Below are 22,978 nucleotides of genomic sequence, written 5' to 3'. Positions count from 1 at the left end.
CGGGGAGCCCCATGTGTGCGCGGGCGATGTGGGGGGGGGGCCGCCCCCCCGCCCCCCCCCGCGCGCCCCCCCGGGGGGGGGGGAGGGGGGGGGCGGGGGGGGGGGGGGGGGGGGGTTGCTGTTCGTGCCGGGGGCGCTGCCCCCGGACCCCCGGTTTGCGCCGGGGCAGCGCCGCAGGCGACCGAGGTGCCGGGTGCGGCACGGAACGGAACGGGGCCTCGGCGCAGCCGGGAAATACCCCTGGGCAGCGCGCCCCGCCCTTGCTAGCGTGGGCGCATGATCTTCCTGCGTGGGTAGCCGGCACCCCTTCCACGACCCCCCTCCGGCAGGAGTCGCGTGCGGTCGTGGTTCGGCGTGTCCACATCCCCGCACACCTTCCGAGGAAGACTCATGTCCGCCAAGCCTTCATACGGTGCTGTCCTGCGCACCCCCCGGGCCACCCGCACCTTCGGCTCCGCCCTGCTCGGGCGGCTCGCCTACGGGGTCCTGCCGCTGCCCCTCGTCCTCACCGTCAAGAACGCCACCGGTTCGTACGCCGCCGCCGGTGTGCTGATGTCCGTGTACGGTGCCTGCTCCGTCCTGCTCAGCCCGTACCGGGCCGGGCTCGTCGACCGGTTCGGGCCGCGGCGGGCCCTGCTGCCGCTGGCCGCCGTGTTCGCCACGTTCCTGGTCACCCTCGCCCTCGTCTGCTGGACGCCCGGTGCTCCCGTACCGCTGATCGGTCTCCTCGTCGCCCTCGTCGGCGTGAGCTGCCCGCCGCTCGGGCCCACGATGCGGGTGCTCTGGGGGCGGCTGGTGCCCGACCGGGCCCTGCTCCAGCGGGCGTACAGCCTGGACGGGGTGGTCGAGGAGCTCCTGTTCGTGACGGGGCCGCTGATCGTCGGCATCCCGGCCGTGTACGCCCGTCCCGCCACCGGCATCCTCGCCGCCGCCGCTCTCGTGGTCGTCGGCACGACCGCCATGGTGACCTCCCCGGTCGCCGCGAAGGCAGAACACGCGGGCAAGGGCTCCCAGGGCCCGAAGGGCGGTCGTGTCCCCGGGCTCGCCCTGCCCGCCGCCGTGGCCGCCGCCACCGGGCTCTCCCTCGGCGGCGTCGGCCTCCTCGGCATCGCCTTCACCGAGGCGCACGGCCACCCCGAGGCCGTCAGCTGGGTGGAGGCCGCGCTCGCGGTCGGCAGCGCGGTCGGCGGACTGGCGTACGGGGCGGTCAACTGGCGTTCCGGCAACCGCCCACGCCTGCTGGCCATCGCCTCCCTGCTGGGCTGCGCCCTCGCGGCGGCCGGGCTGGCACCCGGGGTGTACGTCCTGGTGCCCGCGGTGGCGGTGGTCGGCCTCTTCATCGCACCGGCCATCACCACCGCGTACCTCATCGCCGACGAGGCGGCCGGTCCACACTCCCGCGCCCGGGCCGGAGCCTGGGTCAACACCGCGCTCAATGCCGGCTCCTCGGTCGGCGCCGCCGCCGTCGGGGTGCTGGTGGGACACCTTCCGCCGGCCCTGTCCTACCTCCTGGTCGCCGTGCCGGTGCTGGGTGCGGCGGCGGCCGGGTTCGTGCTGCGCGGCAGGGGGCGGGCTCAGTCGTCGTCGGAGTCCGCGCCCGCGTCCCCGCCGGTCGCCCTGTCGTCGTCCTGACCCTGCGGGAGGACGGCCGCCTTCCCGGTCTTCGCGTCGACGGTCACATCGGTGTGGCGGCCGTCCTTGCCGCGCACCTCGATCTCCCAGTGGCCGCGTTCGAGGTCGGCCTCGGTGACCTGGCCGGGGGCGGCCTTCAGCGCGGCCGCCACGGCCTTCTCGACGGTGACGGCCGCGCCCTTCGGGGCACGGTCGTCGCGGTCGTCGTTCCCGGTGTCGACGCGGTCGTTCCGTACCTTCGCGCCCGACGGGTCCAGCGTCACGTCGTGCCACTTCCCGTCCTGGCCGAACACGTCGACGTCCCACTCCCGGCCGTCGTCCTCCAGGTCCACGCCGGTCACGGTGCCGGGCACGGCGGACGCGGCCTTGGCGACGGCGCGGTCCACGTCGGCGGGGGCGGACCGGGCGGAGGCGGGCCCGCTGTCGGACGGCAGGCTCAGTGCCGTCGCCGTGCCCCCTCCGACCAGTACGACGACGACGGCCGCGGCGATGACGGACTTGCGCTTCATGGGGTCCTCCCGAGTTCCGGACGCATCCGCTGGGTTGGTACGTCGATCAATCTGCGCCCGGCACCCTTAACCCCACCTGAAAGCGCCTGAAGCCCGTTTCAGGTTCGCCCTGCGACCCTTGTCCCCATGCGCCTGTTGATCGTGGAGGACGAGAAGCGGCTCGCGGTGTCGCTCGCCAGGGGACTCACCGCCGAGGGCTTCGCCGTGGACGTCGTGCACGACGGGCGGGAGGGCCTGCACCGGGCCGGCGAGGCCCCGTACGACCTGGTGATCCTCGACATCATGCTGCCCGGCATGAACGGCTACCGGGTCTGCGCCGCCCTGCGCGCCGCCGGGAACGACGTGCCGATCCTGATGCTGACCGCCAAGGACGGCGAGTACGACGAGGCCGAGGGGCTCGACACTGGGGCCGACGACTACCTGACCAAGCCGTTCTCGTACGTCGTGCTCCTCGCCCGCATCCGGGCCCTCCTGCGCCGCCGGGGCAGCGCCGGATCGTCCTCGCCGGTGCTGGCCGTCGGCGGGCTCAGCCTCGACACCGCGAGCCGTCGGGTGCACCGGGACGGGGCGGAGGTCGTCCTCACCGCGAAGGAGTTCGCCGTGCTGGAACAGCTCGCGCTGCGGCCCGACGCGGTCGTCAGCAAGGCGGAGATGCTGGAGCACGTCTGGGACTTCGCGTACGACGGCGACCCGAACATCGTCGAGGTCTACATCTCGACGCTGCGGCGCAAGCTCGGCGCGGAGCGGATCGAGACCGTGCGGGGTGCGGGGTACCGGCTGGTGCCCGGGGGAGAGGGCCCGGCGTGATGCGCTCCGTACGGGCCAGGGCCGCGCTCGGGGCCACCGCCGTCGTCGCCGTCGCGCTGGTCGCGGCCGGGCTCGCGGTGCTGCTCGTGCTCGGCGCGAAGCTGACCGACCAGACCGATCTGCGGGCGGAGGTCGCGGCCCGGGAGGTGGCCTCGCAGGTCGCGCTCGGGGTCGCGTACGAGAAGCTGGAGCTGCCCGACAAGGAGGACAGCCCGGTCCAAGTGGTCACCGGGGAAGGGGAGTTGGTCGCCGCGAGCGAGAAGCTGGAGGCGATCGAGGGGGCGGGGAGCGCACAGGTGAAGCCCGTCGCGTCCGGTGCCGTGCCGCCGGAGGGCGACGATGACGACGACGGGGGCGGGCGCGGCGAGGTCTCGGGCGACGAGCCCCGGATGTCGACCGGCAGCGCCACCGTCGACGGGGATGCGGGGGAGTACCGGTTCGCCGCCGTCGAGGCGACCGGTCCGGCCGGGCCGGGCGTCACCGTGTACGCGGGGGCGCCCCTGTCCGGCGAGCGGGAGGCCGTGGGCACCGTGCGGGACGCCATGCTCGCCGGGCTGCCGGTGCTGCTGGTGGTCGTGGCCGGGGTGACCTGGCTGGTGACCCGGCGGGCGCTGCGGCCCGTGGAGGGCATCCGGCGCGAGATGGCCGCCATCACCGCCTCCGAGGACCTGTCGCGCCGGGTGCCCGCGCCCGGCACCGGCGACGAGGTGGACCGGCTCGCGGTCACCACCAACGAGACCCTCGCCGCCCTGGAGGCCTCCACCGAACGCCAGCGCCGCTTCGTCGCGGACGCCTCGCACGAGCTGCGCAGCCCGATCGCCTCGCTGCGCACCCAGCTCGAAGTGGGCGCCGCGCACCCGGAGTTGCTGGACCTGGAGGGGGCGGTGGAGGACACCGTACGACTCCAGGACCTGGCCGCCGACCTGCTGCTGCTGGCCCGGCTGGACGCGGGCGAGAAGCCGGGGTCCTCGCGGGTGGACCTGTCCGCCCTGGTGCGGGGGGACGTCGCCCAGCGGGTCGGCCGGGACCGGATCGCGGTGGACGTCGACGTCGCGGACGGCGTCGACGTGGCCGGATCGCGCGGCCAGTTGGGGCGGGTGCTGGGCAATCTGCTCGACAACGCGCAGCGTCACGCGACGAGTTCGGTCGCGGTGACGCTGCGCGCCCGGGCGGGGCGGGCCGTCCTGGAGGTGGCCGACGACGGGGCCGGGGTGCCGGAGGCCGAGCGGGAGCGGATCTTCGAGCGGTTCGTACGGCTCGACGACGCCCGCAGCCGGGACGACGGCGGCGCGGGCCTCGGCCTCGCCATCGCCCGGGACGTCGCCCACCGGCACGGCGGGACCCTGACGGTGCGTCAAGCAGTGGGCGGGGGTGCGCGGTTCAGGCTCGTACTGGAGCTGCTGGGCGAGGCGCGGTGAGCGCCGCCGGGGGCTCGTGGCCGGGGTCTGCCGCCGAGGTCTCGCGACCGGTCAGATCTTGCCGCGCTTGCCCCGGAGGTCCTGCGTCACCGGCTTCAGGACGGCGCTCAGCCGGATCAGCTCCTCCGGCTTGATCATGTCGATGAAGTGGCGGCGGACGGACGCGACGTGGTGCGGGGCGACCTTCTGCATCATCGCGCCGCCCTCGTCGGTGAGGACCGCGTAGAGGCCGCGCCGGTCGGACTCGCAGTTCTCGCGGCGGACCAGGCCCGCGTTCTCCATGCGGGTGATCTGGTGCGAGAGGCGGCTCTTGGACTGGAGGGTGGCCGTCGCCAGGTCGCTCATCCGCAGCCGCTTGTCGGCGGACTCGGAGAGGTTGACGAGGATCTCGTAGTCGTTGTTCGTCAGGCCGAACGGCTGGAGGTCCTTCTCCAGCTGGTGCATGAGGAGCTTGCTGGCGTCCAGGTAGGTGCGCCAGGCGCACTGCTCGGCGTCGCTGAGCCAGGGAGTGTCAGTCGATTCGCTGTCAGTGGGGGGCATGGAGGCATCATACCTAAGAAGTTGAATACTGGACGAAAATGGCGGGTCTGCGCGGTGTGACGCCCGGCACGTCCGGACCGGGCGACCTGGGTCACCCGGAACGGACCGCTCCCCTCGAACGGACGATCACACTGCGCAGACTACCGCTCACAGTCCGAAGCGCCGCTGGAGGTCCCCGAGTTGGCCGGGAAGGCGCGGTGCGGACCCCGGCTGGTTGGGCTGTCCACCGCCCGGAACACCGGCGTTCTGCCCCGCCGCACCGCCCACCGCACCCACGGCCTGGTCCGCCATCAGCAGCTCGGTCGACTGGAGCAGCACCGTGCCCGCCCCGACGAACTCGAACTGGTGCTCCTCGCCGGAGGCCCCGCCGATGCCGGTCATGGCGCGAAGTCCCCCCAGCACACCGGCCATGTACCCGTGGTCGTAGTGGTGGCAGGGCGACGGGCAGTCCGCCCAGCCCACCAGCGCCTGCGGGTCCACCCGGATCGGCGGCTCCATGAAGACGACCGGCCCGTTGGAGGCGGCGACGAACTTGCCCGTGCCGATCAGCGTCAGGAAGCCCGGCACGATCGACTGCTTCAGCGCCAGGGTCGGCTGGTACGCGAGGAGGTTCCCGGCCCGGATGGTCAGGTTGCCCTCCTCCAGGTCGAAGGAGTTCACGTCGAAGGCGCGGTCGGCGAGCAGCATCTTGCCGCTGCCCTCGGCCACCACCCAGTCACTGGCGTGCAGGGGCGAGTGGAAGCTCGTACGCAACAGGCGGTCGAAGCGGCCGTGGCCGATGCCGTTGAACTCGATCTGCCCGTAGTAGGCGATCATCTTGCCCTTCTGCAGGAACCACTGGCTCCCCTTGAGCTCCACGCAGAAGGTGTACGGATTGACGTTGTCGTCGCTCGGGAGGGTGTGCGGGTCGAGCACCACGGGGCCGCCCGGCGCTCCTGTCAGGGGGCTGTTCACAGCTTCTCCTCCGAGGCCTGGACGTACACCGCGCCGTTGCCGGACAGCTCCAGCTGGAACGCCTCGCCGGAGCCGCGTCCCACCATGTCGCGCCAGCCGAGCGCGGTCGACAGCTTGTTGCGTACGTCCCCGTGGTGGGCGACGTAGGCCTGCGGATCGACGTGCACCGGCCGCTGCGGGGTGATCGGCAGCTCGATCACGCCGCCGTGCGCCATGACGGCGACCGCGCCGTGGCCCTTGAGGGTCGTGGTGAACAGGCCCTGGCCCGTCACCTGGCCGCGCACCATGCCCATGACGCCGCCCTGCGAACCCATGAACATGGTGCCCTGTTGGAGCGTCCCGTCGAAGGCGAGGAGGCGGTCGGCCTCCACGTACAGGGTGTCGCCGGCCAGGTTGATCACCTGGATGTGGTGGCCGCCGTGGCCGAACATCACCGTGCCGCTGCCCTCGACCGTCATCAGCGGCGTCGCCTCGTTGGCCACCCGCCTGCCGATCATCGACATGACGCCGCCCTGGCCGCCCTGGATGTTCGGCGTGAAGGACACCTCGCCCTTGTACGCGAGCATCGCGCCGCGCTGGCTGTACATCTTCTGGCCGGGCAGCACCTGCGCCTCGACCATCCGGGAGTTGATCTCGCGGAACGGCATCAGACGTCGCCCCCGATGGTGTTGCGCTCGCTGGGCTGCACGTACACGAGCCCCTCGCCCTCGAAGCGGATCTGGAAGGCCTCGCCGGAGCCCTCGCCGATGAAGGTCCGGAAAGTGACCCCCGACTGGAAGGACTGCCGGAGGTTGCCGGTGTGCGCGATGTACGCCCCCGGGTCGACCTGGAGCGGGTACTGGGACGACACCCGCAGGGCGACCGCCTGGCCGTCCGACGTTATCGCCGCCTGGCCGTGCCCCTCCACGGTCGTGGTGAAGAGCCCGTTGCCGGTCGCGCCGCCGCGCAGCCCGGTGAAGGTCGTGCCGGTGCGCAGGCCCGCGTCGGTGCACAGCAGGTTGCTGGACTCCACGTAGAGCTTCTCGCCGGTCAGGTTCACCAGGTTGATCTCGGAGGCGCGGTCGGCGAAGTAACACGTGCCGTGTCCCTTGGCCTCCATCACCGTCATCTGTTCGCCGGTGAGGCGGCGGGTCACCATGCCGCGCACGCCCTCGCCGCCGCCGGTCATCTTCTTGAAGGTGATCTGGCCGTCGTACGCCACCATGGAGCCGTTCTTCGCCTTGACGGCGTCCCCGGTCATGTCGACGGCGAGCACCTTGCTGCCTTGCAGTCGGAACTGAGCCACGGGATCGAAGGTATCCGTCCACCGCGTCCACTACCAGGGTCTTCAGGGGGATATCGGCCCCGATCCGACCCTGAGCCAAGGCTTGGCAAAGCCGGATGCCACAATGGGGAGAGCGCTTGTGCATACGTTCACAAGATCGCTTCCTGCGTGGCTCCGTACAGCCTGTACGGCCCGTACGGCCCGTGTGCCCACACCTCGACGACGAAGGTTGCCCCTCCGTGGATCTCAAGACCGCCTCCGCACTCCGCCGCCTCCGCCTGGTCTCCGCCCCCGAGGCGGTGTCCTTCCTGTTGCTGCTCGTCTGCTCGGTGCTCAAGCGCACCACGGAATTCAACGCGGTCCCGGCGATGGGCATGATCCACGGCGTGCTCTTCGTGCTGTACGTCCTCTTCTGGGCGGACGCCTGGAACCGCACCAAGTGGCCGCTGAAGACCGCCGCCTTCTACTTCGTGATGTCGGTCCTCCCGCTGGGCGGCTTCTTCGCCGAGCGCAAGCTCAAGGCCGAGGCCGAGCGCGCGGTCATCGCCGCCCGCGCCCGCAAGGAGGCCGTCGCGTGATCGTCGCGTTCTCGGTCACGCCGCTGGGTGTCGGCGAGGACGTCGGGGAGTACGTCGCCGACGCGGTGAGGGTGGTCCGGGAGTCCGGGCTGCCGAACCGTACGGATGCCATGTTCACCTCGGTCGAAGGTGAGTGGGACGAGGTCATGGATGTGGTCAAGCGGGCCGTCGCCGCGGTCGAGGCGCGGGCGCCGCGGGTGTCCGTGGTGATGAAGGCGGACATTCGACCGTCGGTCGTGGACGGGCTGACGTCCAAGGTGGAGACGGTGGAGCGGTACCTCTCCGAGTGAGTGCGGGTCCGCTGACCCCTGTTCTTGTGTGAAACCCCTGGCCCTTCGGGTCGGGGGTTTCTTGCTGCCCCGGGGGTGGCTTTGAGCGTGTGCTCAAGAAATCGCCAAGACCTCGGCGCGGTCGGTCGCGGCGACGGCCGGAGTGAACCAGGCGCTGGTCTTCTACCACTTCGGCTCCGTCGACGAACTCCTCGCCGCCGCCTGCCGGTACGGCGCCGAGCAGCGTGTCGCCCACTACCGGCTGCGGCTCGCGGGCATCGAGTCGCTCGCCGAACTGCTGGAGTTCGGCCGGGTCATGCACGAGGAGGAGAAGCGGGGCGGGCACGTCGCCTTCCTCGGGCAGCTCCTCGCCGGGGCGCAGAACCAGCCGGGGCTGGCGCCGGCGACCGCGGCCGGGCTCGACCTGTGGATCGCGGAGATCGAGAAGGTGCTGGCCAGGGTGCTGGCGGGGAGTCCGCTCGGGGAGTTCACCGACCCGGGCGGGCTCGCCCGTGCCGTCGCCGCCTCCTTCGTCGGCCTGGAGCTGTACGAGGGCGTCGACGAGGTCGGTGCGGCGAGCGCCCTGGACGCGCTGGAGCAGCTCGCCGCGCTGGTCGGCGTACTGGAGGAGCTCGGCCCGGTCGCCCAGCGTGCCGTCAGGCACCGGCTGCGGAAGGTGCGGCGGGGGAGCAGCACGCCCTAGCGCGCCGTGCGGCGGGGTGCGGGGTGCGGGGTGCGGGGTGCGCGAGGTGCGTGTGCGGGCGGTGGCTCGGGCGTCCACCCGCCGTCCCTGCTCGGCGCTCACCCGCCGCCCCAGCCCGACGTGGTCCTCCGCTCGCGCTCGGCCTTCGTGGTAGCCCCTTCGGACCTTCCGAGTCGACACGAACTCATATCTGACGTTTCGTGGCTTTCGTGAGGTATGGGCCTCACGCGACCAGCTGGGAGGCAGTGTGTTGCCGGAGGGCTACGACTACGAGAAGCACAGCCGCCTGGCGGGGCCGTTGACGGACCCGGGCAGCGGCCCCTACACGGTCCAGTACACGAGCCTGCTCTCGAAGGAACCCCACCGAATACGAGCCGTCCTCCTCATGACGCTCGCCCCGGTGCTCTCGGCCGTGCTGCTGGCCTACCTGGTGTGGCCGACGCACTGGACCGAGCGGGAGAACGCCGACCCCTGGCTGGTCCGGGCCGACTACACGATGCTCGCGGCCATCGCTTTCATCATGTTCTTCATGCTCATGAACGTGGTGTCCATCGCGCACGCCACGATGGTCGCCCGCGACCCGATCCCGGTGACGCCGCAGCAGGGCACGCGGGTCGCGTTCCTGACGACGTACGTCCCGGGCAAGGAGCCGCTGTCGATGGTCCGCGCCACCCTGGAGGGCGCGGTCAAGGTCCGCCACGACGGGCCGCTGGACGTGTGGCTGCTCGACGAGGGCGACGACCCGGCGGCGAAGGCGCTCTGCGCCGAGCTCGGCGTCAAGCACTTCACCCGCAAGGGCGTCCCGGACTGGAACCGGAAGAAGGGCGCGCACCGGGCCAAGACCAAGCACGGCAACTACAACGCCTGGCTGGCCATGCACGGCAAGGAGTACGAGTACTTCGCCTCGGTGGACACGGATCACATTCCGCTGCCCAACTACCTGGAGCGGATGCTCGGTTACTTCCGCGACCCCGACATCGCCTTCGTCGTCGGACCGCAGGTCTACGGCAACTACACGGCCGTCGTCACCAAGGCCGCCGAGTCGCAGCAGTACCTCTTCCACGCCCTCATCCAGCGGGCGGGCAACCGCTACCGGGCGCCGATGTTCGTCGGTACCAACAACGTCGTACGCATCAGCGCGCTGACCCAGATCGGCGGCCTGTACGACTCCATCACCGAGGACATGGCCACCGGCTTCGAGCTGCACCGCCGCAAGAACCCGGTCACCGGTCACTTCTGGCGCTCCGTGTACACCCCCGACGTGCTCGCGGTGGGCGAGGGCCCGGCCTCCTGGACGGACTTCTTCACCCAGCAGATGCGCTGGTCCCGGGGCACGTACGAGACCGTCTTCAAGCAGTTCTGGAAGGCGCCCTTCCGGGTTCCGCCGGGGCGGCTCCTCAACTACGGCCTGATGCTCGTCTACTACCCCATGACGGCCGTCAACTGGCTCCTCGGCATCCTGAGCTGCGTGCTGTTTCTGTGGTTCGGCGCCTCGGGCACGCAGGTCTCCACATCGGTGTGGCTGATGCTCTACAGCGACGCGGTGGCCCTCCAGATCTGCCTGTACCTGTGGAACCGCCGCCACAACGTCTCCCCGCACGAGCCCGAGGGCTCGGGCGGCCTGGCGGGCATGGCGATGTCCGCGATCTGCGCGCCCATCTATCTGAAGTCGCTGGGTGCGGCCCTGGTCGGGCGGCGCGGGAAGTTCGTCGTCACCCCCAAGGGCGGCGAGGCCAGCCCCGACCGGCTGCTCACCTTCCGCATCCACCTGTTCTGGGCGGCGGTCATCATCGCCTCCCTGTGGGCGTCCGTGCACTACGGGCACACCCATGCGGCGATGCGCACCTGGGCCGTGCTCGCCCTGATCATCACGCTCGCCCCGGTGGCGCTGTGGATCTGGAGCCGGTACGCCGAGCGGGACGTTGCCCGGGCCAGGCCGCGCCGTACCCACGTCGACGTGGGCCCCGAGCTCGCGATCCCGGCGGGCGCGCCCGCCGCGGCCACCGCCAACGCCACCGCCGCAGCCACCGTCAACGCCGCATCCGGAAGGAAGTGACATGGCGCCCCGACCGCCCGAGGACCGGCCCCAGGCCCCCTCGAACACAACCGGTTCCCCGAACAAGGCCGCCAAGCCGCACCGGAAGCTGAAGAACTCCCTGCTCGGCGGCGGCGCGATCATCCTGCTCGTCGGCCTCAACGCCCCCGCGGCGCTGGACTTCGCGCAGGAGAAGTACCACGCGTACAAGATCGCCCAGCCCGATTACCTGGCCGAGAACGGCTCCTGGGACATGCTGGAGGTCCCCGGCGAGTACAAGCTCAACGCCATCCACGCCGCCCTGCTGCGCACCGGCAAGGTGCTGCTCATCGCGGGCTCCGGCAACGACCAGAAGAAGTTCGACTCGGGCACCTTCGAGACCGTGCTGTGGGACCCGAAGAAGAACACCTTCAAGAAGATCCCCACGCCCGAGGACTTCTTCTGCGCCGGGCACGCCCAGCTCCCCGACGGCAAGCTCCTGGTGGCGGGCGGCACCGCCCGCTACGAGGTGCTCGACGGCAAGGTGACCCGGGCCGGCGGCGGCATGCGGGTCAAGAACGAGTCGCCGGACAAGGAGATCACCCTCAAGAAGGGGACGCGGTTCCGCTCCCCGTCCGGGGTGGAGTACGTCTCCAAGTTCGACGTCACGGTCCCCAAGGCCAAGCGCGACTTCAAGATCGGCTACTTCGCGTCCGGCCAGATGAAGCCCTGGGAGACCAAGGTGACCGCCGCCGAGGCGCGCGTCTTCGTCGAGGCCGCCAAGGAGGGCGCCGCCGCGCTCACCACGCAGGCCGCCCAGTACGAGGTCGTCGGCCTGGAGGGAGAGGACGCCGACAACGTCTACGGCCTCGCCCAGAAGATCACCACCGAGAAGCAGGACTTCCAGGGGATCAAGGCGGCGTACGAATTCGACGCCAAGGCCGAGAAGTACGTGCCCGTGGCCCCGATGAAGGACGCCCGCTGGTACCCGACGCTCACCACGCTGGAGGACGGCCGGGTGCTCGCGGCCTCCGGGCTCAACGACGTCGGCGACGTCGTCCCCGGCGACAACGAGATCTACGACCCGGAGACCAAGAAGTGGGGGAAGGGCCCCTTCCGCTACTTCCCGACCTATCCGGCCCTCTTCCTCACCAAGGGCGGCAAGCTGTTCTACACCGGCTCCAACGCCGGGTACGGCCCCGCCGAGAAGGGCCGCGTGCCGGGCCTGTGGGACGTGGACTCCAACACCTTCAGCAAGGTCGGCGGCATGACCGACACCGACCAGCTGGAGACCTCGGCCTCCGTGCTGCTGCCGCCCGCGCAGGACCAGAAGGTGATGGTCCTCGGCGGCGGCGGGGTCGGCGAGTCGGAGAAGGCCACGGCCCGTACCGCGATCGCCGACCTGAAGGCCGACAACCCGGCGTTCAAGACGGGGCCCTCGCTGGCCCAGGGCACCCGCTACCTCTCCTCGGTGCTGATGCCCGACGACACCGTCTTCACCAGCGGCGGGTCCAAGGACTACCGGGGCCGGGGCGCCAGCGACATCCTCAAGGCGCAGTTCTACGACCCCAAGGCCAACGCCTTCCGCGACGCCGCCGAGCCGACGGTGGGCCGCAACTACCACTCCGAGGCCCTGCTGCTGCCCGACGGCCGCGTCGCCACCTTCGGCTCCGACCCGCTCTACGGCGACGAGGACAACACCAAGCTGGGCACCTTCGAGCAGCGTGTGGAGATCTTCACCCCGCCGTACCTGCACCAGGACAAGCCCCGCCCGGTCCTTCAGGGCGCCGCCGACTCCTTCGACACGGAGAACTCGGCGACGTACACGACGAAGGACGCGGACCGGATCGTGAAGGCGCGCCTGATGCGCCCGAGCGCCGTCACGCACACCACCGACGTCGAGCAGCGTTCGATCGAGCTGGGGCTGAAGAAGGGCAAGGGCGAGGTGACGGTCACCGTGCCCCAGGACCCGACGCTGGTGCCCGCGGGCTGGTACATGCTCTTCGTCACCGACAAGGACGGGGTGCCGTCCGAGGCGAAGTGGATTCAGGTCAAGTAGCGCTGTTTCAGCGGGACTTGCGGGCCAGGCCGAGTGCGTAGTCGGGCCACCAGGTGCCTGCGGCGGGGCCGCCCCGGCACTCGCCGTCCGAGTCGCCGGGGCGCTTGACCCACAGGTAGGCGTCGAGCAGCGGCTCGCCGGTCCGATCGGTCGGCGGCTTGCCGAGCGCCCGGCCGGTCGGGTTGCACCAGGCGTCGGCGCGGGCCCCCGGGAGGGGGCCTTCGCCGTTGCGGCTGGAGTCGACGACGAAGTGCGCGCCGCCCAGCAGGGCGGACAGCTGCTTCCCGTACGCCGTGACGGCCTCGTCGCGCTGGAAGTTCGAGACGTTCAGCGAGAAGCCGTCGGCCTTGGCGATTCCGGCGCGCTTCAGGGGGTCGACCAGCTTGCCGGGGTCGGTGATCCACGCCGGGTTCCCGGCGTCGACGTACACCTGGGTCTTCGGCTGCTTCTTCAGTCGTTCCACGGCCTGGGTGAGGAGTTCGCTGCGTTCGCCGTGGTGCACGCCGGGGGTGCAGCCGTCGACGATGTGCGGCACGGCGTCGGGCTCCAGGACGACGGTGGCGGGCGCGTTGCCGATGGCGGTGGCGAAGGCGTCGAGCCAGCCCCGGTAAGCGCCTCCGTCGGCGGCGCCGCCCGCGCTGTGCTGGCCGCAGTCGCGGTGCGGGATGTTGTACGCGACCAGGACGACCGTGCGGCCCTCCTTGGCGGCGCCCGAAGTGACCCGCTGGACGTCCGGGACCGGGTTGTCGCCCGCGGGCCAGTTGGCGATCGGCCGCTCGGAGATCTTCTTGAGCTGGTTCGCGTCGTCGGTACGCCCCTGGCTCGTCCACTCCTTGACCTGCCGGGCGGCGCTGGAGTCGGGGTCCACCCAGAAGGGGGAGGTGTTGGCGGCGGGGCCCTGGGACCGGTCCGGGGTGCCGGTTTCCGCATCGGGGGCGGAACAGGCGGCCGCCGTGCAGATCAGGGCGCCGGCGAGCGCGATCGACGCGGGGGTACGGATCGAGGTGTGCGTACGGAAGGACCTGCGGCCGGACATCCAGCCCCCTCGGGACGACTGCGGGCGGGTGGAACGGGACGCCCAATCGTGACATAACGGGCGGTTTGTACGGTGTTGCGACCCGAAGCGGCGGTGGGCCTAAGCGCCGGTGCCCGTGGCGAGCGCGATGCCGAGCGGGGTGCGTTCGTACAGCACCTGGTGTCCGTAGCGGCGCGACACCAGCAGACCGGCGTCGCGCAGCGCGGACAGGTGCTCCGACACGGACGAGGGGGCGAGGTCCAGGCGCAGGGCGAGGGCGGAGGTCGACGCGGGCTCGCCCAGCGCGTGCAGGACCGCGGCGCGGTTGCGGCCGAGCAGCCGCGCGAGCGGCGCCGGGGTCCCGCGCCCGGTGCCGGTGTCCGAGGCCCACAGGCTGCCGATGCCCCGGGCCGGGTACGCGAGCACGGGCTGCCAGGGGGCCTCCACGCCCGACACCAGGTCCGGCCAGCAGAACAGGCTGGGGATCAGCACCAGCCCCTGCCCGTCCAGCAGCCTGCGCTCCTCCCAGCCCGCCCGGGTGGTGAGGGTGAGGGTGGGCGGTGACCAGGTCAGCCGGGGGTGCAGCTCGCTGAAGAGCGCCTCCAGGCCGCCCTGGGCGAGGCGGCGGGTGTGGAAGAGGACGTCGGCCTCCAGGAGGGTGCGCAGGCGGGGCCAGTACGGCTCGATGAGCAGGTGCCAGGCGGCTTCGAGGAGGTCGCCCAACTGGCGTACGGCAGCGGCCGGTTGGGCGAGGAACCGGCGTCCGGTGGGGGAGTCCGCCGCGCCGGGGGTGCAGGCCAGGGCCTGGGCCAGTTCGGTACGGGCCGTACGCGGATCGGTGGCGCGCAGCGCGGCCAGCTCCTCGGCGAACGGGGCGTCGGGGCCCAGGGGCGGGCGGCCGAGGAAGGTGGGGGTGTAGCCGCGCTCCGGCATCAGGAGCTGGAGCGGGCGCAGGTCCAGCTGCTGCACATCGGCGTCGATGAGGCGGAGCCAGGGGAGGTGGCGGCCGTGCCGGGAGGGCCGGTGCAGGGTGCGGACGGCTTCCTGGGTCTCCCAGAGGGGGGAGAGGGCGAAGCGGCAGCGGGTGAGGTCGGTGTCGGCGAAGTCGAGGTGGTAGGCGATGGCGGGCTCCGGGGGAGGGGGGAGGGGGGGAGGGGACGGGGCTTGGGCGCGGGAGGGCGGCTGCGGCTCGCGCCGCGCTCCGGCGTGGGCGTGCGGCGCGTGGGCGTGGGCGTGGACGTGCGGCGCGTCGGCGTGGGCGTGCGGCGCGTGGGCGTGCGGCGCGTCGGCGTGGGCGTGCGGCGTCCGGTGCGAGGGTCCGGCCGTGCGGCGGGGGGAGTCCCGCCCGGCGTGGTGGGGAAGCCGGGCCCGGGGTGGCTGGGGCTGGTGCGCCGGGGAGGGTCCTGCCCGGTGTGGCTGGGGGAGTTCGGCCCGGTGTGGCGGAGTGGGCCCGGCCCGGGGTGGCTGGAGTTCGTACCCGTATGTGGCTGAGGGAGCCCGGCCCGGTGTGGCGGAGTGGGCCTGGCCCGGGGTGGCTGGAGTCCGGCCCCGTGCGTGGCTGGGGGCCTGCCCGGGGTGGCTGGGGGAGCCCGCCCGGTGGGACAGGGGGAGGGCCGTCCGGTGTGGGGGAGGTGTGGTCGTCACCAACGGGAATCGGTTTCCGGGCCGCCCGCGTCGCGGACCAGGAGGGCTATCTGCACCCGGTTGGACAGGCCGAGTTTGGTGAGGGAGCGGCTCACGTGCACCTTGACGGTGGTCTCCGCCATCCCCAGCTCGCGGGCGACCTCCGCGTTGGCCAGCCCGCGGGCGACTGCGCCGACGACCCTGCGCTCACGGTCCGTCAGGACCGACAGGCGCTGCCGGGCGGCGACGAAGTCGGCGGGGCGCTGCCCGGCGTAGGCGTCGATCAGGCGCCGCGTGACCGTCGGCGCGAGCATCGCGCTGCCCTCGGCGACCGCGCGGACGGCGGCGATGAGGTCGCGCGGCGCGGTGTCCTTCAGCAGGAACCCGGCGGCCCTGGCACGGAGCGCGCCGTGGACGTACTCGTCGCGGTCGAAGGTCGTCAGCATGATCACGGCCGGCGGGTCGGGCAGCCGGTTGATCTCCGTCAGCGCGCCCACGCCGTCCAGGCCGGGCATGCGGACGTCCAGCAGCACGACGTGCGGCCGGTGACGGGCGACCGCGTCGACGGCGGCGGTTCCGGAGTCGGCCTCGGCGACCACCTCGATGTCCCGGGCGGCTTCGAGGATCATGCGCAGGCCGGTCCGTACGAGGGCTTCGTCGTCGACGACCAGGGTGCGGATCGGGTGGGAGGTCCGGGTCATGTCGGCAGTCTCGCAGTGACGGCGAACCCTCCGGCGGGTTCGGGGGCGGCGGCGAACCGGCCGCCGAGGAGTTCGACGCGCTCGCGCAGGCCGACGAGCCCCAGGCCGCTGCCGGGCAGCGGGGGAGCGGGGACGCCCGCGGCGGTGTTCGTGACGGTGACCTCCAGCGCCGAGGGAAGGTGCCGCAGCGTCACGCGGACCGTGGGCCGGACGGCATGCTTGTGGACGTTGGTGAGCGCTTCCTGCACGACCCGGTAGGCCGTGTGCTCGACCATGGCGGGGACCTCGCGCGCGTCCCCCTCGTCCTGCCGCTCGACGGGGACGCCCGCCGACCGCGACTGCTCCAGCAGCCGTTCGAGATCGGCGAGCGTCGGCAGCGGCAGGAAGGAGTCGGGTGTCGCCGAATCGGTCAACACGCCCAGTACGGAACGCAGTTGAGTCAGCGCCTCCTTGCCCGTGGTGCGAATGAGCTCCGCCTCCTGCGCGGTCCGCTCGTCGGTGGCGTTGATCTCCAGGGCCCCGGCGCGCAGCACCATCAGGGAGACGCGGTGGGCCACGACGTCGTGCATGTCGCGGGCGATGCGGGCCCGTTCCTGCGCGCGGGCCTGCTCGGTCCGTACGGTCTGCTCCCGCTCCAGCCGCCGGGCCCGCTCGCGCAGCCCGGCCAGCACCTGGGCCCTGGCGCTCCGCCACAGTCCGCCCACGACGGGCAGCCAGACGAACAGCGCCACACCGCCGAGCGCCGACACCGCCTCGACTCCCGGCCGGGGCACCGCCACCAGCAGACTCGCGGCCGCGGTGAGGAGCGCCAGGTGCCGAGGCCGTCGGCAGGAGGTGGCGGCCACGTAGCAGGCCACCGACACCAGCAGTCCCGGCGATCTGACCACGGCGTCGACGCCCGCGACCAGGAACAGCGGCCACGGGCGGGCAGCCGCGGTCCGCGCCGCCACCGCCGCCAGCAACCCCACCACCGCGGCCGCGAGCGGGCCGGGCACTGGGGCGAGCACCGGCCACGCGGGACCGTACGGACCGGGCAGCGCGGCCGGAAGGAACGCGCCCGCGCACGCGGCGACGGGAAGCGTCCAGGACCGCAGCCGACGGCGGACCGGCCCGTCCGGTTGCGTCAACGGCTCTGCCGCGCTGGGTGGTTGTGTCACCAGCTCAGGATGCGCAACGGCCTGCGTCCGGTCGCGGGTGCCCCCTGACTGCGCGGCTCGGGCACGGTGTCGCGGAGCACGCGGATGCCGAGCGGGACGAACACCGCGCACAGGCCGACGGACAGGACGACGTCGAGCAGCCCGCTCTCCTTGAGCGCACCGGTCCACAGCGAACCCGCGAGGAGGAACAGCACCAGCCGCCCCGTGCCGAAGGTGCCCGACCGGAAGGCCCCGACGGCGAGCACCGCCCAGCCGACGTACAGGGCGAAGGCTGCCGTGATGGGGACCCGCAGCGGCCCGTAGGAGATGTCCGCGTGGTCCGCCATCACCACCTCGGTGGCCCGGTCGAGCCCCAGCTGTCCGATCAGCCGGAAGGCGGTGTGGTCGACCCCGGCCCAGTACAGACGGCAGAACAGGCCGATCACCACCAGCGTGCCGCCGACGCGGGCGAGCCTCGGGGCACGCACGGCGACCATCCCGGCGAAGGCGACGAAGGCGATGCACAGCAGGACGGCGCCCGCGGCCAAGCATCCGTAGCCCGCGGTGGCCAGGCCGGGTTGGGCGTGGAAGGCGGCGAGCTGGCCGTAGGCAGGAAACGGGCGGCTCTCGAACCACGCCAGCTGCTCCGGGCTGAAACCCGCCGTGCGCAGGGCGAGGTAACGCAGGAGCAGCCCGACGCACCAGACGACGGGGGCGAGGACGAGAGCCGCCCCGCCGATGGACCGCCCGGGGAACGAGGCGGTGCGGGGGAGCCGGACCTCTCCTTCTTGAGTCTTTTCCTGAGCTACTGCTTGAGCTTCCTGAGCTGCTTGAGTTTCGTGAGGGAGGGGCATGCCGGAAGCCTCGCCGCCCGCCCCCACCCGCACATCCGCCTATGGAGACACCCGGCCGTCTCTTTCGTACTCCCGGAAGATTCGGGTGAGGGCGAAAGACTTCTCGGGGCGGGTGGAGGGTGCCAGGCTCCCGCCATGTCCGATGTTCCGGCGTCAAGCTCCGTGACGGGCAAGCGACTTGGGTACCTGGATCTTTTCCGGGTGCGTGAGTTCCGGCCCGTGTTCCTCGCTCATCTGCTGTCGCTGCTCGGGGTCGTCGTCAGCGAGATCTCACTGACCGTTCTTGTCTACGAGCTGACCTCCTCGCCCTTCCTGTCCGCCCTCACCTTCGGCCTCGGCCTCCTCCCGTACCTCGTCGGCGGCACCCTGCTGTCCGGCATCGCCGACCGGTATCCGGCCCGGCGGGTCCTCGTCGTCTGCGACCTGGTGTGCGCCGCGTGCGTCGCCGTGATGGTGCTGCCCAGTACGCCCGTCGCCGCGCTGCTCGCCCTGCGGTGCCTGGTGGCCGCCGTCGCGCCCGTGTTCGCCGGGACCCGGATGGCCACCCTCGCCGACATCCTCGGGGGCGGTGACCTGTACGTCCTCGGGCGCTCCCTGCTGCGGATCGTCTCGCAGAGCTCGATCCTCGCCGGGTTCGGCGCGGGCGGGTTGCTGCTGGCCGTCCTCTCGCCGCGCGGGGCCATCACGATCACCGTGGGTACGTTCCTGTGCTCGGCGCTGCTGCTGCGTTTCGGCACGCGGCGCAGGCCCGCCCGGATCGACACCCAGGAGGGCGGCTCCTCGCTGCTGCGGGACTCCCTCGACGGGGCCCGGCTCGTCTTCGGCGACCGGCTGCTGCGCGCCCAGGTGCTGCTGTTCTGGATGCCCGCCTTCTTCGTGGTCGCCCCCGAAGCCCTGTCCGCCGCGTACGCGGACCGGATCGGGGCGGGGCCCGCCGCGCTCGGGCTGATCATGTGCGGGCTGCCGATCGGGCACATCGCCGCCGAACTGTACGTGGGGTCGGCGCTGTCGCCGGGGGCGCGGGCGCGGCTGGTGTTCCCGGCCGTCTCGCTCGGGCTGCTGCCGCTCGTCGCGTACCTCACCGTGCCGGGGCTGGTCTGGACGGTCGTCCTGCAGATCCTCGTCGGCATGAGCGGGGCGTACATCCTCGGCCTCGACCAGTGGTTCGTCGACGCCCTGCCCGAGGAACTGCGCGGGCGGGCCATGACCCTCCAGTCCGCCGGGCTGATGACCGTGCAGGGGGTGGGGATGACGCTGGCCGGGCTGGCCGCGGAGTTCGTCCCGGTGCAGGTGGTGGTGGCGGGGGCCGGGGTGGTGGGCACGCTGTGCACACTGCTGCTCGTCGCGGAACTCCGGCGGGCCACCGCCGAACGCGTACGACGTCGTACGACTTCACAGGACCGAACCGCGAGACAAAGCTGACCAGCATATGACTGACCGGTAGGGTCGGGGGCGTGCCGAAGCCGCTCAGCCTCCCCTTCGATCCCATCTCCCGCGCCGACGAACTCTGGCAGCAGCGCTGGGGTCCCGTGCCGTCGATGGCCGCGATCACCTCGATCATGCGGGCCCAGCAGATCCTCCTCGCGGAGGTGGACGCCGTCGTCAAGCCGTACGGGCTGACCTTCGCGCGGTACGAGGCGCTGGTGCTGCTCACCTTCTCCAAGGCCGGGGAACTGCCGATGTCGAAGATCGGCGAGCGGCTGATGGTGCACCCGACGTCGGTGACGAACACGGTGGACCGGCTGGTGAAGTCCGGCCTCGTCGACAAGCGGCCGAACCCGAACGACGGGCGCGGAACGCTGGCCTCCATCACGGAGAAGGGCCGCGAGGTCGTCGAGGCGGCGACCCGCGACCTGGTGGCGATGGAATTCGGGCTCGGCGCGTACGACGCGGAGGAGTGCGGCGAAATCTTCGCCCTGCTGCGCCCCCTGCGGGTCGCCGCCAACGACTTCACCGACTCCTGACCCTCCCCCTTTGCCACCCCGTCCCCTTGCACGGCGGTGCCGCCCTCACCCTCTTGCCTCTAGCCCCCTTGGGCGGCGGTGCCGCCCTCACCCTCCTCCCGGTAGTCCCCTTGGGCGGCGGTGCCGCCCTCACCCTCTTCCCGGTAGTCCCCTTGGGCGGCGGTGCCGCCCTCACCCTCTTCCCGGTAGTCCCCTTGGGCGGCGGGGCCGCCCTCACCCTCTTCCCGGTAGTCCCCTTGGGCGGCGGGGCCGCCCCCCGGGGGCGGGACGGGCGGGCAAGGGGGCGGCCCCTCCCGCTTCCGGCGGGCCCCGGTTCCCTCCGGCTCAGCCCTGCGCCGGGGGCGCGTCGCCGCAGGGGCCCCGGGCTCGCCTCCCGGTACCGGACAGGCGCAGTTCTGCCCCGCCGGGGCAAGGGGGTCCCCAGCCCCGCCCCTTCACCTAAACCCGCGGGGGCATGCACGGTTCCCGTGCAGGGGGTGGTGGGTCTCGGTCCCGTGCAGCTCAGTCGTGGCTGGTCGCGCAGTTCCCCGCGCCCCTGAAGGGGCACGGATGAGCTGCCCGGCACAGGCAGGTCGCGCCCGCGCGGCGGAGCCGCATATCGGTACAGTCCCGCGCCCCTGACGGGGCACGTCTGAGCAGCCCGGCACAGGCAGGTCGCGCCCGCGCCGCGGAGCCGCACATCGACACAGCCCCCCGCCCCCGGCGGGCCCCGCCCCCGGGCCCGGCGGAAGATCGTCCCGGTCGTCCCGTTACGCTCGATGCATGAAACAGAGCGTGCTGACCCGCTACCGCGTCATGGCCTACGTCACCGCCGTATGGCTCCTCGTCTTCACCGGGGCCATCGTCCTGAAGTACGCCTTCCAGATCGGCGACACCATGCTGATCTCCCAGATCCACGGCGTGCTCTTCATCATCTACGTGATCTTCGCCTTCGACCTCGGCTCCAAGGCGAAGTGGCCCTTCGGCAAGCTCCTGTGGGTGCTCGCCGCCGGCTGCATCCCCGTGGCCTCCTTCTTCGTCGAGCCGAAGATCACCCGCGAGGTCAAGCCCCTCGTCAAGGACCAGGGCCCGGTCAGCAGCACCAGCAAGGCGTAATCCCGCCGCCGTACGGATGTGAGCATCCGTACGGCGGTTGTCCATCGACATTTACTAGGACGTCCTAGTAAATTGGAAGGCATGGACGCCGAAGCGATCGAAGAGGGCCGCCAGCGCTGGCAGGCCCGGTACGACAAGGCCCGCAAGCGCGACGCCGACTTCACCACGCTCTCCGGGGACGAGGTCGAGCCCGTCTACGGCCCCCGCCCCGGCGACACGTACGAAGGCTTCGAACGCATCGGGTGGCCCGGGGAGTACCCCTTCACCCGCGGTCTGCACGCCACCGGCTACCGGGGCCGGACCTGGACCATCCGCCAGTTCGCGGGCTTCGGCAACGCCGAGCAGACCAACGAGCGGTACAAGATGATCCTCGCGGCGGGAGGCGGCGGGCTGAGCGTCGCCTTCGACATGCCGACCCTCATGGGGCGCGACTCCGACGACCCCCGCGCCCTCGGCGAGGTCGGTCACTGCGGTGTCGCCATCGACTCGGCCGCCGACATGGAGATCCTGTTCAAGGACATCCCGCTGGGCGACGTCACGACGTCGATGACGATCAGCGGACCGGCCGTGCCCGCCTTCTGCATGTACCTGGTCGCCGCCGAGCGGCAGGGCGTGGACCCCGCGATCCTCAACGGCACGCTCCAGACGGACATCTTCAAGGAGTACATCGCCCAGAAGGAGTGGCTCTTCCAGCCCGAGCCGCACCTGCGCCTCATCGGCGACCTGATGGAGCACTGCGCCGCGGGCATCCCCGCGTACAAGCCGCTCTCCGTCTCCGGCTACCACATCCGCGAGGCGGGTGCGACGGCCGCGCAGGAGCTGGCGTACACGCTCGCCGACGGATTCGGTTACGTCGAGCTGGGGTTGAGCCGCGGGCTGGACGTCGACGTCTTCGCGCCCGGCCTCTCCTTCTTCTTCGACGCACACCTGGACTTCTTCGAGGAGATCGCCAAGTTCCGTGCCGCGCGCAGGATTTGGGCCCGGTGGATGAAGGAGGTGTACGGCGCGAGGACCGACAAGGCGCAGTGGCTCCGCTTCCACACGCAGACGGCGGGTGTCTCGCTCACCGCCCAGCAGCCGTACAACAACGTGGTGCGGACGGCGGTCGAGGCGCTGTCGGCCGTGCTCGGCGGGACCAACTCCCTCCACACCAACGCCCTCGACGAGACCCTCGCCCTCCCCAGCGAGCAGGCGGCCGAGATCGCCCTGCGCACGCAGCAGGTGCTGATGGAGGAGACCGGCGTTGCCAACGTCGCCGACCCGCTGGGCGGTTCCTGGTACGTCGAGCAGCTCACCGACCGCATCGAGGCCGACGCCGAGAAGATCTTCGAGCAGATCAAGGAGCGCGGGCTGCGCGCCCACCCGGACGGGCAGCACCCGATCGGGCCCATCACCTCGGGCATCCTGCGCGGCATCGAGGACGGCTGGTTCACCGGGGAGATCGCCGAGTCGGCCTTCCAGTACCAGCGTTCGCTGGAGAAGGGTGACAAGAAGGTCGTCGGCGTGAACACCGCGCACGGCTCGGTCACCGGCGACCTGGAGATCCTGCGGGTCAGCCACGAGGTGGAGACCGAGCAGGTACGGGTCCTGGCCGACCGGAAGGCCCGGCGTGACGACGCGAAGGTGCGGGCCTCGCTGGACGCGATGCTGGCCGCCGCGCGCGACGGGTCGAACATGATCGGGCCGATGCTGGAGGCCGTACGGGCGGAGGCGACGCTCGGCGAGATCTGCGGCGTGCTGCGGGACGAGTGGGGCGTGTACGTCGAACCCCCGGGGTTCTGAGCCGAGTTGACGGTGCCGGTGGTGGTGCGGATCACGCTTGACCTCGACTTCGGTTGAGGTC

The 22,978-nt window shown here is 71.9% G+C and carries 21 protein-coding genes and 1 pseudogene; 12 read left to right on the top strand and 10 right to left on the bottom strand.

Annotated elements, in window-relative coordinates:
- Positions 1-390: 390 nt before the first annotated feature.
- Positions 391-1,632, top strand: coding sequence for an MFS transporter (locus ACIO3O_RS38505; RefSeq protein ID WP_401754184.1), 1,242 nt, complete (start codon positions 391-393; stop codon positions 1,630-1,632).
- Here the strand turns inward: ACIO3O_RS38505 and ACIO3O_RS38500 are convergent.
- Entirely contained in the window at positions 1,575-2,141 is a 567-nt protein-coding gene (locus tag ACIO3O_RS38500; RefSeq protein WP_401754181.1) for a PepSY domain-containing protein, read from the bottom strand. The two genes, ACIO3O_RS38505 and ACIO3O_RS38500, sit on opposite strands and share 58 nt — an antisense overlap.
- A gap of 126 nt (positions 2,142-2,267) precedes the next feature.
- Between ACIO3O_RS38500 and ACIO3O_RS38495 the strand changes: the two genes are divergently transcribed.
- Both ACIO3O_RS38495 and ACIO3O_RS38490 read left to right on the top strand, forming a co-directional pair.
- The gene (locus tag ACIO3O_RS38495) at positions 2,268-2,948 is read left to right on the top strand and encodes a response regulator transcription factor (RefSeq protein WP_401754178.1); all 681 of its coding nucleotides are present in this window, start codon (positions 2,268-2,270) and stop codon (positions 2,946-2,948) included.
- The gene (locus ACIO3O_RS38490; RefSeq protein WP_401754205.1) at positions 2,948-4,366 is read left to right on the top strand and encodes a sensor histidine kinase; all 1,419 of its coding nucleotides are present in this window, start codon (positions 2,948-2,950) and stop codon (positions 4,364-4,366) included. Before ACIO3O_RS38495 ends, ACIO3O_RS38490 begins: the two co-directional genes overlap by 1 nt.
- 51 nt (positions 4,367-4,417) lie before the next feature.
- Here the strand turns inward: ACIO3O_RS38490 and ACIO3O_RS38485 are convergent, their stop codons facing one another.
- The 4 genes from ACIO3O_RS38485 to ACIO3O_RS38470 all read right to left on the bottom strand — a co-directional run bounded on the left by ACIO3O_RS38485 (position 4,418) and on the right by ACIO3O_RS38470 (position 7,145).
- Positions 4,418-4,906, bottom strand: coding sequence for a MarR family winged helix-turn-helix transcriptional regulator (locus ACIO3O_RS38485; RefSeq protein ID WP_401754175.1), 489 nt, complete (start codon positions 4,904-4,906; stop codon positions 4,418-4,420).
- Positions 4,907-5,053: 147 nt separating this feature from the next.
- Positions 5,054-5,848, bottom strand: a complete 795-nt coding sequence (locus ACIO3O_RS38480; protein ID WP_401754202.1) for an AIM24 family protein — start codon at positions 5,846-5,848, stop codon at positions 5,054-5,056.
- Between the two features lie 8 nt (positions 5,849-5,856).
- Positions 5,857-6,507, bottom strand: a complete 651-nt coding sequence (locus tag ACIO3O_RS38475; protein ID WP_401754172.1) for an AIM24 family protein — start codon at positions 6,505-6,507, stop codon at positions 5,857-5,859.
- Positions 6,507-7,145: an AIM24 family protein gene (locus ACIO3O_RS38470; RefSeq protein ID WP_401754169.1), complete on the bottom strand. Its 639-nt coding sequence runs from the start codon at positions 7,143-7,145 to the stop codon at positions 6,507-6,509. Before ACIO3O_RS38470 ends, ACIO3O_RS38475 begins: the two co-directional genes overlap by 1 nt.
- Positions 7,146-7,363: 218 nt before the next feature.
- On the opposite strand from ACIO3O_RS38470, the gene ACIO3O_RS38465 reads away from it, so the two are divergent.
- From ACIO3O_RS38465 to ACIO3O_RS38445, 5 genes and pseudogenes are all read left to right on the top strand, one after another.
- On the top strand, positions 7,364-7,702 hold the full coding sequence (locus ACIO3O_RS38465) for a DUF3817 domain-containing protein (protein ID WP_401754166.1): 339 nt from the start codon (positions 7,364-7,366) through the stop codon (positions 7,700-7,702).
- Positions 7,699-7,992: an MTH1187 family thiamine-binding protein gene (locus tag ACIO3O_RS38460; protein ID WP_401754163.1), complete on the top strand. Its 294-nt coding sequence runs from the start codon at positions 7,699-7,701 to the stop codon at positions 7,990-7,992. The genes ACIO3O_RS38465 and ACIO3O_RS38460 overlap by 4 nt, the downstream gene beginning before the upstream one ends.
- A 94-nt stretch (positions 7,993-8,086) precedes the next feature.
- Positions 8,087-8,674: pseudogene (locus ACIO3O_RS38455) on the top strand (TetR/AcrR family transcriptional regulator); the annotation flags it as partial.
- 247 nt (positions 8,675-8,921) lie between these two features.
- The gene (locus ACIO3O_RS38450) at positions 8,922-10,730 is read left to right on the top strand and encodes a glycosyltransferase family 2 protein (RefSeq protein WP_401754160.1); all 1,809 of its coding nucleotides are present in this window, start codon (positions 8,922-8,924) and stop codon (positions 10,728-10,730) included.
- Between the two features lies 1 nt (position 10,731).
- Positions 10,732-12,747: a galactose oxidase-like domain-containing protein gene (locus ACIO3O_RS38445; protein ID WP_401754157.1), complete on the top strand. Its 2,016-nt coding sequence runs from the start codon at positions 10,732-10,734 to the stop codon at positions 12,745-12,747.
- 7 nt (positions 12,748-12,754) lie between these two features.
- On the opposite strand, the gene ACIO3O_RS38440 is transcribed toward ACIO3O_RS38445, so the two are convergent.
- The 5 genes from ACIO3O_RS38440 to ACIO3O_RS38420 all read right to left on the bottom strand — a co-directional run bounded on the left by ACIO3O_RS38440 (position 12,755) and on the right by ACIO3O_RS38420 (position 18,076).
- Positions 12,755-13,783 carry a glycoside hydrolase family 6 protein gene (locus ACIO3O_RS38440; protein WP_401754154.1) on the bottom strand — a complete coding sequence of 343 codons (1,029 nt, stop codon included), beginning with the start codon at positions 13,781-13,783 and terminating at the stop codon, positions 12,755-12,757.
- Positions 13,784-13,882: 99 nt separating this feature from the next.
- Positions 13,883-14,884 (bottom strand): DUF5937 family protein, encoded by a 1,002-nt coding sequence (locus tag ACIO3O_RS38435; RefSeq protein WP_401754199.1) that lies wholly within the window; start codon positions 14,882-14,884, stop codon positions 13,883-13,885.
- A gap of 518 nt (positions 14,885-15,402) precedes the next feature.
- Positions 15,403-16,086 carry a response regulator gene (locus ACIO3O_RS38430; RefSeq protein ID WP_401754151.1) on the bottom strand — a complete coding sequence of 228 codons (684 nt, stop codon included), beginning with the start codon at positions 16,084-16,086 and terminating at the stop codon, positions 15,403-15,405.
- Complete coding sequence (locus ACIO3O_RS38425; protein WP_401754148.1) at positions 16,083-17,243, bottom strand: sensor histidine kinase; 1,161 nt, start codon at positions 17,241-17,243, stop codon at positions 16,083-16,085. Before ACIO3O_RS38425 ends, ACIO3O_RS38430 begins: the two co-directional genes overlap by 4 nt.
- Positions 17,240-18,076, bottom strand: coding sequence for a hypothetical protein (locus ACIO3O_RS38420; protein WP_401754145.1), 837 nt, complete (start codon positions 18,074-18,076; stop codon positions 17,240-17,242). The genes ACIO3O_RS38425 and ACIO3O_RS38420 overlap by 4 nt, the downstream gene beginning before the upstream one ends.
- A 201-nt stretch (positions 18,077-18,277) precedes the next feature.
- Here ACIO3O_RS38420 and ACIO3O_RS38415 point away from each other — a divergent pair, with 201 nt between their 5' ends.
- The 4 genes from ACIO3O_RS38415 to ACIO3O_RS38400 all read left to right on the top strand — a co-directional run bounded on the left by ACIO3O_RS38415 (position 18,278) and on the right by ACIO3O_RS38400 (position 22,917).
- The gene (locus tag ACIO3O_RS38415; protein ID WP_401754142.1) at positions 18,278-19,498 is read left to right on the top strand and encodes an MFS transporter; all 1,221 of its coding nucleotides are present in this window, start codon (positions 18,278-18,280) and stop codon (positions 19,496-19,498) included.
- Between the two features lie 32 nt (positions 19,499-19,530).
- Positions 19,531-20,040, top strand: a complete 510-nt coding sequence (locus tag ACIO3O_RS38410; protein WP_401754139.1) for a MarR family winged helix-turn-helix transcriptional regulator — start codon at positions 19,531-19,533, stop codon at positions 20,038-20,040.
- A gap of 762 nt (positions 20,041-20,802) precedes the next feature.
- On the top strand, positions 20,803-21,135 hold the full coding sequence (locus ACIO3O_RS38405) for a DUF3817 domain-containing protein (protein ID WP_401754136.1): 333 nt from the start codon (positions 20,803-20,805) through the stop codon (positions 21,133-21,135).
- An 81-nt stretch (positions 21,136-21,216) separates the two neighbouring features.
- The gene (locus ACIO3O_RS38400; RefSeq protein ID WP_401754133.1) at positions 21,217-22,917 is read left to right on the top strand and encodes a methylmalonyl-CoA mutase; all 1,701 of its coding nucleotides are present in this window, start codon (positions 21,217-21,219) and stop codon (positions 22,915-22,917) included.
- Positions 22,918-22,978: the final 61 nt, after the last annotated feature.

This window comes from Streptomyces sp. NPDC087440 (genome assembly GCF_044744005.1).
GTDB lineage: Bacteria > Actinomycetota > Actinomycetes > Streptomycetales > Streptomycetaceae > Streptomyces.
This window is presented reverse-complemented; position numbering and strand designations above follow the sequence as displayed.